General features: G+C 41.1%; 1 pseudogene. It reads right to left on the reverse strand.

Features of this window, described 5'->3' with window-relative positions:
* Positions 1-62 precede the first annotated feature (62 nt).
* Positions 63-1,121 (reverse strand): annotated as a pseudogene (locus tag DP116_RS28250) (transposase); the annotation flags it as partial.
* Positions 1,122-1,395: the final 274 nt, after the last annotated feature.

Genomic DNA, 1,395 nt, shown 5'->3' on the forward strand with positions numbered 1-1,395 from the left:
TTAACTCACATCTTGCACCTGGAAATATGGATGTCAAAACCAAAACTACGTGCAAGGGGAGCAAGGCGTTCAATATCAAGTAAAAGAAGATACACAACTACATGTGGAAAAATAGACTCAAGGGCAGTTTGTGCAGCGTGACCCCAATTAGGTGGTGATGCTAGCTGAAGGTGAAGATGAGTCCAATGAGCGATGAGGTACGCAGTTAGTGATAGAATCAACCAACGATACATACCCAGGAGAGTTCCTTGCCCAAAACGATGTAGACCGAAGCGATGCTTTGCAATTTTAAACCAACCCTCGATTTGCCACCTCCGCTTACCCCACCACTTAAGAGTAGAAGCTTTCATGGGACGGGTAGACAAGACGAAACGCTTTTCTAGTTTCCCGTTGGCACGCTTTAAGTAATACCAATAAACGGTCACAGGGAACTTCAAACCAACTAAACGAACTTGTTGCCCCTGTTGATGTAAATGTCGTAAAACTCTGCCATCAGATAACTTGCGACTAATAGCTACGCCAGTAATAGCATGATATTTAAGGCGACGCACACCTTCAAGAAATTCGACACTGCCGAAAGCTGTATCAGCTAAAATAATTGTCTGAAAATGTTGAGTTAAAGATTGAGGTAAACGTTTAACCAGTTTGAGTCCAAGCTTTGCGGGGGAAGGAGTTCCTTTACCTCGCCAAACACGAAAATTCCAAGGAATGCGGCACTTTCCAATTACTAAATAAACTACGACTAGATGTAGACCACGCTTACCATTATAAACTCTAATTAAATCACCAAACTCTTGGAATTTACCCCGCTTCTCTAAAGTTGTGAGGTCAATTATTACTTGTAAAAATGGTTTTCTTCCTTTGCCAGATGATGCTAACGCCTGAAAAACTGTTTGTAATGCTACAGAGCGAACAACACGAATCATCTCCCTGGTTGACCAAGGATTAATATTTAAGAATCGGCTGATTGCACTTGGGGATTTTGTTTGACTGTGTTCCGGTAATGGATGTCCTTGTGCTTCTAAGAATAACGCCAGCATAGCTTCTAGGTTATCTTTTTGGTACTGCGTCGGCATCAATTCTTGCAAGGTGTAAACTAGATCTTGGGCGTGGGCAAGCATTGTCTTGTTAATCTATGAATACATTTCACGCCCTTTGTCTCATGTTTTGAACCAACTAAGCAAATCCAATTTCCGAGTGCGAGCGCACTGTTGTTGAGGCAGAATGCATCATCCTAGCATCTTGTAGTTTTTGTCGTTATCTATGTATATGTGCATTCAAATTAGTTATATTATTAACCCTATTGTACTGAATCCAGACTTTTTTTCTACTGTTATCTTTTGCGCTCTTTATTCACCTTTTACGGATTTATTCGGTTAGGTGCAAGAAGTGAGT

The organism is Brasilonema bromeliae SPC951, assembly GCF_012912135.1.
GTDB classification, from domain to species: Bacteria; Cyanobacteriota; Cyanobacteriia; order Cyanobacteriales; family Nostocaceae; genus Brasilonema; species Brasilonema bromeliae.